Source organism: Nonomuraea solani (assembly GCF_900108335.1).
Taxonomy (GTDB): domain Bacteria; phylum Actinomycetota; class Actinomycetes; order Streptosporangiales; family Streptosporangiaceae; genus Nonomuraea; species Nonomuraea solani.
This window is the reverse complement of record NZ_FNVT01000027.1, coordinates 114,344-121,036: the sequence shown is the minus strand read 5'-3', so window position 1 is coordinate 121,036 and position 6,693 is coordinate 114,344. Positions and strand designations below refer to the sequence as shown.

5 protein-coding genes are annotated in these 6,693 nt (G+C 67.0%); 3 read left to right on the top strand and 2 right to left on the bottom strand.

Annotated features, from left to right (window positions below; genetic code table 11):
• From C4V41_RS52555 to C4V41_RS52545, 3 genes are all read left to right on the top strand, one after another.
• A partial coding sequence (locus C4V41_RS52555) for a tyrosine-type recombinase/integrase (RefSeq protein WP_103963601.1) occupies positions 1-1,280 on the top strand: 1,280 nt, incomplete at its 5' end.
• A 726-nt stretch (positions 1,281-2,006) separates the two neighbouring features.
• Positions 2,007-2,423 (top strand): hypothetical protein, encoded by a 417-nt coding sequence (locus tag C4V41_RS52550; protein ID WP_103963600.1) that lies wholly within the window; start codon positions 2,007-2,009, stop codon positions 2,421-2,423.
• Positions 2,420-5,014, top strand: a complete 2,595-nt coding sequence (locus tag C4V41_RS52545) for an ATP-binding protein (RefSeq protein WP_103963599.1) — start codon at positions 2,420-2,422, stop codon at positions 5,012-5,014. Before C4V41_RS52550 ends, C4V41_RS52545 begins: the two co-directional genes overlap by 4 nt.
• A 462-nt stretch (positions 5,015-5,476) precedes the next feature.
• On the opposite strand, the gene C4V41_RS52540 is transcribed toward C4V41_RS52545, so the two are convergent.
• Positions 5,477-5,842, bottom strand: coding sequence for a hypothetical protein (locus C4V41_RS52540; RefSeq protein ID WP_103963598.1), 366 nt, complete (start codon positions 5,840-5,842; stop codon positions 5,477-5,479).
• The gene (locus tag C4V41_RS52535) at positions 5,829-6,446 is read right to left on the bottom strand and encodes a hypothetical protein (RefSeq protein ID WP_146104145.1); all 618 of its coding nucleotides are present in this window, start codon (positions 6,444-6,446) and stop codon (positions 5,829-5,831) included. Before C4V41_RS52535 ends, C4V41_RS52540 begins: the two co-directional genes overlap by 14 nt.
• Positions 6,447-6,693 lie beyond the last annotated feature (247 nt).

Here is a 6,693-nt window from a genome sequence, read left to right as displayed (position 1 = left end):
CCGACCTGATCAAACGCACCCTGGCCGAGACCGACACGCTGCCGAACGTGGAGACGGTCCGCCGCAAGGTCAAGACCGGGCAGCATCTGACCCAGGAGATCACCGTCGAGCAGTGGCTGGCCGAGTTCCTCAACCGCAAGCGGAAGATCGAGGAGACCACCCGCCGCTCCTACGAAGGCCACATCCGCCTCTACCTCACCCCCTACCTGGGGCGGCTCAGGTTGGAGCAGCTCAAGGTCAGCGACATCGCGTTGATGTTCGAACAGATCGAGGAGTTCAACGACACCATCGCCGAACGCCGCGCCGACCCCGACCCAAAGGTGCGCGAGAGCGTCAAATACCGGCGGCCGATCAGCATCGCCACCATGCACCGCATCCGCGCCACCCTGCGCCACGCGCTCAACATGGCCATGCGCCAAGACCGGCTGATCGACTTCAACCCGGCTGCGGTCTTGGAGATGGCCGCCCACACCCGGCCCAAGCCTTTGGTGTGGACCGACGACCGGGTCCGTGCCTGGCAGAGCGACTTCCGCAGCTACAAGGAGAGGGAGAAGCAACGCCGGGGCGGGCGGCGGGTCGACCCGATCGACGCCTACACCAGCGTGCCGCGACCCTCCACGGTCATGGTCTGGACACCCGCGCACACCCGCCTGTTCCTCGAACAAGCCCGACGGCACCGCCTGTTCGCGCTGTACCAGTTGATCGCGTTGCGCGGGCTGCGCCGGGGCGAGGCGTGCGGGCTGCGCTGGAAGGAAGTCGATCTCGATGCCCGCACTGTGACGGTGAACTGGCAGTTGGTGCAGTTGGCCTGGGAGGTACATGAGGGCACCCCGAAGACCGACGCCTCGGTCCGCACCATCGCCCTGGACACCCCAACCGCCCAGGTGCTGCGCGCCCACCGGCAACAGCAACGCCAGGAACGCCTGGCCATGGGTGAGGCGTGGACGCACACCGAATTCGTGTTCACCCAGCCCGACGGCAACCGCCTGCACCCGCAGCACGTCTCCGACCAATTCCTGTGGCTGGCCTACCTCGCCGGGCTGCCGCCGATCCGGCTCCACGACCTGCGCCATGGCACCGCGTCGCTGATGCTCGCGGCCGGGGTGGAGATGAAGGTCGTGCAGGAAACGCTCGGGCACACCTCCAGCGCGTTCACCGCCGACACCTACACCTCCGTCTACCCGCAGGTCGCCACGGCGGCAGCCGAGAAGACCGCAGCCCTGCTGTTCGGCGAGGAAGGCCAGGCTGAACCGGGGACACTCATCTCACTGAGGAGCTGAACAGTCGGATTAAACGTCCGGCCCCGCATTCGCCACCTGCTCGCAGCGAAGCGGGGCCGCTGCTTTCCCGCAGCAGCCGAGGCCACCGGATGATCATGGAATGTGCAGGGTTGGTGCAACCGAGCGCGCACGGAGCACACAAACGCTAGATGAAAATTCTAGAACGCATCCGATCCCGCATCGTCGCAGGTCAGACCATGATCAAAGCGCGCCCTGCAGGATTCGAACCTGCGACCGTCGGATTAGAAGCAAGATCCTTTAGTGGCGTGCGATGCCACTTGATGGTAGTTCGTGCCACCTCCGCATGTATTGAATGTCAGGCGGTGCCGGGCCCTGACAGCACATGACGGGGCATACGAGCACGCACCGAGCACGGCTAGCACATGTTCGATCATTACACCGCGCTTCCCGGAAAGGATTCCGTGCTCCGGTCATGACGGCACCATCCATCGGTGACAGCCGCAGTGCTCGGCGCGTGCTCCAACCCGTACACCGGGTTCGTAGACGTGACTGCAACTTCAGGTTGGAAAAAGGCTGCGTGAACTGGCAATAAGATATCGGCACGCGTGGTTGCGGTAGCGACCGACGAGCCGGAGCGGCAACGATCAGACAGACCGCGCCGTTCCTACCATCCCGATTTCCAGATCGTGTTCGCGTTTTTCTGTGTACGTGGTCCATGGGCGTGTCTAACGTGAAGTCCTAAGTTGCTTGCAGGAGTGGAACGGGATGGACCCGATCATGTCGGCCGCGGCGACGAAGCTACAGGGGGCGATGGCTACCGACGCTTGTACCCAGACTCGTACCAAGATGGTGACCACGTGGCGTACCCCGTGCCCCAAGGGGGCCAAGGAGGCGCAGATTGACCCGGATACCGCCCACATCCAGCCCCAGCAGACCAGTCGGCTGAACACCGCCGACACCGCACATGCCCTGGAAGATATGTGGCGCCTATGGCTGCCTTACCTACTGGATGACGGTCCCACGCTAGGGCCGCTTCTGCAGCACCTACCGAGTGAGCACCTGCGCCTCCCCTTGTCCATTGGACAGCAGATCAGCGCCCCGACCATAAACATCCCCGACCGCGCGGATGACCAGGCGCGGCGGTACATCACAGGCCACGACCAGCAGACCACCGTGCGATGAGCGGCGACGACCAGCCCCAGGTGCGGATCGACACTCACGCGGACGGTCAGGCCCGCCAGTACATCGCCGCCGGTGACCAACACATCCACCAACTGTCGCCACCGGTGTCACCAGAGATGCGCACGCTGCCCCGTGACATGGTTGCATTCACCGGCCGCGAAGAGGAATTGCGTCACCTCACCACCGCCGCCGCACAGAGCACCGGGATCGTGGCCATCCACGCCATCGACGGCATGCCCGGCGTCGGCAAGACTGCCTTAGCCGTTCGCGTGGCGCATCTGCTGGCTGCTAGTTATCCCGATGGGCAGCTCTTTGTCGACCTGTACGCCCACACCCCCAACGTCCCCGCCGCTGACCCCGGCGAGACGCTGGGTCGGCTCCTGGCTCGCACCGGCATGGACCCGTGCCAGATCCCCGACGACCTCGGCGAGCGGGCCGCCCGCTGGCGCTCCCGCCTGGCCGACAAGAAGGTACTGCTCATTCTGGACGACGCCACCGGGCACGCCCAGGTGGAGCCCCTTCTTCCCGGCGCGCCCAACTGTCTGGTACTGATCACCAGCCGCAGCCGGATGATCGGCCTGGATGGCGCCGAATCCCTCAACCTGGCCACCCTTCCGCCCGAGCAGGCGATCACGTTGTTCACCCGGCTCGCCGGGCGCGGCACCCTGACCAGGGCGGACGCTGAGGCGGTGGCAGACTTGGTGCACTTGTGCGGCCATCTGCCACTGGCGATCACAGTCCTGGCCGGCCGGATCGCGCACAAGCGCGCCTGGCCGCTGCATGCGTTTGCCACCGAGTTCGCCGCCGCAACCGACCGGTTGGGCGAGTTGGAGGCCGGGGACCGGGCGGTGCGCGCCGCTTTCGATATGTCCTACCAGCATTTGCCGGCCGACCGGCAGCGGCTGTACCGACACCTGGGACTACATCCCGGTCCGGACATCGACCTCTATGCCGCCGCCGCCCTGGCTGACATCCCTCTGGCTCAAACCCGTCGCGAGTTGGAAGCGCTGTATGTCGATCATCTCCTAGACGAGCCCGGCCCCGGCCGCTACCGACTCCATGACTTACTGCGCGCCTACACCCGCGACCTGGCCACCGCCTGTGAGACGGCCGAGCAGCGCGAGCGGGCAACCGATCGGCTGCTGGCTTACTACACTCGTACCGCCCAGACCGCCGATTCCCATCTGACCCGCACCCCGTACCCTGCCCTACCCCCAGCTGCCCCCGATCCCGCATCGGACGGCCCAGACTTAGCCGAGCGTGACACCGCGCTGGCGTGGATGCGCACAGAGCACGCCAATCTACTGGCCTGCCTGGAGCACGCAACTAACCAGAGCCTGCCCCACCCTCTCATCGAGCTGACCGCGGCCATGGCCGCCTACCTACGCCAGGAAGGCCCCTGGCAGCAGGCAGCCACCTTGCACCACACCGCCGCCAACGCCGCCCACATGCAGCATGATCCAGCCGCCGAGGCCACCGCCCTGCGCCACCTGGCCGACATCCGCTATCTGACCGGGGAGTACGCGCAAGCGGTCAGCCTGTTCGAGCGGACACTGAAGCTCCATGAACTACTCGGCGACCACCTCGGACAGGCCCATATCCTCAACAACCTCGGGTGGGTCCAGCGCATGACTGGGGAATACACGCAGGCGGCCGACCTGCTCAAGCGGGCACTGACGCTCTACGACCAACTCGGCCACCAGCTTGGACAGGCCCACACCCTCACCGATCTGGGGCGCGTCTGGCGCGTGATCGGGAAGTACACGCAGGCGGCCGACCTGTTCGAGCGGGCGCTGACGCTCTACGACCAACTCGGCGACCACCTCGGACAGGCCCACGCCCTCAACGGCTTGGGGTGGGTCCGGCGCGTGACCGGGGAGTACTTGCAGGCGGCCGACCTGCATGAGCGGGCGCTGGCGTTGTTTGAGCAGCTCGGCGACCGCCTCGGGAAGGCCCATGCCCTCACCGATCTGGGGCGTCCCCTGCGCATCACCGGAGACTATGCGCAGGCGGCCGACCTGTTCGAGCGGGCGCTGGCGCTATATGAACAGCTCGGCAACCGTAGTGGGCAGGCCCACGCCCTCAACGCGTTGGGACGCACCCGACACTTGACCGGAAAGTACACGCAGGCGGCCGACCTGCACGAGCGGGCGCTGGCGCTATATGAACAGCTCGGCAACCGACTCGGACAGGCCAACGCGATGCAGCAGCTTGGCTGCCTTCTTACCCGAACCGGGAAGCACCCAGCGGCGGCCGACCTGCTGAAGCGGGCACTGGCACTGTTCCGCCAGGTGGGGGACCCCCAGGGAGAGGCCGAGGCACTCAACCACACCGGAGCCCTGCTGGCCGCTTGCGCTGGCCCGGAGCAGGCAGCCCAAATGTATCGGCAGGCACTGAACCTTGCCCGACAGATCGAAAGCCCTTTGGATGAGGCGCACGCGCTGGAAGGTGTCGCCCGCTGCGCGGCCGCGACAGCGGACCGGAAAGTCGCGGTGACCGAGTTGCGGCGTGCGGTAGAGATCTACAGGCGACTCGGCGTCCCCGAGGAGACCACGGCCGCCGAGTACCTGGCCACTCTAACGACCATCTGACGAGAGCAGACCTCCAACACCTCGCAGCAATACGGCTTGCCCTCACGGGTGCGATGCTCAGTGACATCGGTAACCCACACATCCAACTCGTTGCAGGCGACGCCGCGATCGACGAGGCCATCGGCGGCCAGCCCCTACGCGACCTACGACGCCGCCGCTTGCCGGGTAGCACCTTCAGTCCGGCGCACTGCATCAAGATGGCCACCGCGTCGTGCCCGATCGGCGACGCCACGGGCCCCAGGCGAACTCGGCGTACACCTGGCGGATGAAATCGGTCAGCCAGGCATGCCGCGCCGCACAGGCCACGGACGCACAGCCGCGCCACGCGTAGTAGCTCGACTCGGACACCTGCAGCACCCGCCAGCAGCCTGTACCGGCAGACCCTGGCACGCCATCACCGTGATGGCTTCGAACCGCCCGGTGCGGGTCATTCATGGTCCCCGCGCGCGGGAGCGGTGAAGTTCACTTCCTTAAGAGGCGGCCAGCATGGTTTTGCCCACCCCGGGGCGTGCCGCCCAGGGCGCCGCTCACCACCGCCCCACAGTGCCTGTCGCCTGTCTCACCCTTCTCCCAGCCCTGACCCTGGCCTGAGGCCGGGGCCAGGTCACCCAGCAAGCCGGACAGCCGCTGCTCACGCCGCTGGAACCCGGGCGGGCATTGCGGGACGTCACCTTCTACGATCTGTCCCGGCGGCGGCGGATAGGTGTAGTGGTGTTCGACGCCGACGGCCTTGCCGATGTCGTTGTGGTGGAAGTCGATGTGGTGGCCCGCGCCGTGGGTGCCCGCGCTGTGGTCGTCTGCGTCGTGGCCGCCGTCAGTGCCGCCCATCGTTATCCCGGTCCGGTGCGGCGGACTCGGGGCCGGTCACCTGCTTGCCGACGACCTTGCCATGAAGGGTGTTGTGGTGGAACTCAAGGTGATCGCCGCCGTAGGTGTGCCGCCGGTCATCGCCCTCGTGGATGGTCTGGTCGCCGGCCGCCTGGTACACCCGGCCCTGGCCTGAGGCCTGCGCGCGCATCTGCACGTTCCGTGCCCCGTCACCGGTGGAGACGATGCCGGAGTTGTCGCCACCGATGGCGACCGACCGCTCCCCCGAGGCCGACACCCGCGGCGACCCCTGCGACGGTGCCTGGCGCCCGGCCTCGGACGGCACGGCCGGGCCAGCGGCGGGCTGCTCGGCTTGCTGGGCCCGCTCGGCACGGACCTGCGCGCGCAGCGCCGCCACGGAGACCAGCAGGGCGGCCGCGCCCAACGCCATGCCAGTGAACATGCCGACCACGCTGGCCCGCTGATCCAGCACCTCCAGCACCTCTGCGGGCAGGTGCAGCGGATCGGCGAAGAACCACACCAGCACGGCCGCCAGCACGACGATCGCCATGATCCGCCACAGCCGTAAACGTGCCGCTCGATTGGTACGGGGCGTCTTCGCCATGCCTCCAGAGTGCTCCCGAACCGGGCCTAACGAGGCGGAAAGTAGCGAAGGAGTCGGTCCGGCCCGGCAGGGCTCCCGCTACTCGCCGCGTGTAACCGTAGCCGGCTTTTCTGCGATCAAAAGATAGTGACTTGTGATGCGGGCGCTGCCCGGCCATCACACTGTTGCGGCGGATGTCGGCACACCAAGGGGGTTACGCCTCAGTGAGCGATCTCTCGACCGTGGGCGGGGCGGTGTTCGAGGAGTC

Bases quoted from the DNA above. Each gene is read 5' to 3' on its own strand.
- C4V41_RS52535 (WP_146104145.1), bottom strand. From the start codon at position 6,446: ATGGCGAAGACGCCCCGTACCAATCGAGCGGCACGTTTACGGCTGTGG.
- C4V41_RS52550 (WP_103963600.1), top strand. From the start codon at position 2,007: ATGGACCCGATCATGTCGGCCGCGGCGACGAAGCTACAGGGGGCGATG.
- C4V41_RS52545 (WP_103963599.1), top strand. From the start codon at position 2,420: ATGAGCGGCGACGACCAGCCCCAGGTGCGGATCGACACTCACGCGGAC.
- C4V41_RS52540 (WP_103963598.1), bottom strand. From the start codon at position 5,842: ATGGGCGGCACTGACGGCGGCCACGACGCAGACGACCACAGCGCGGGC.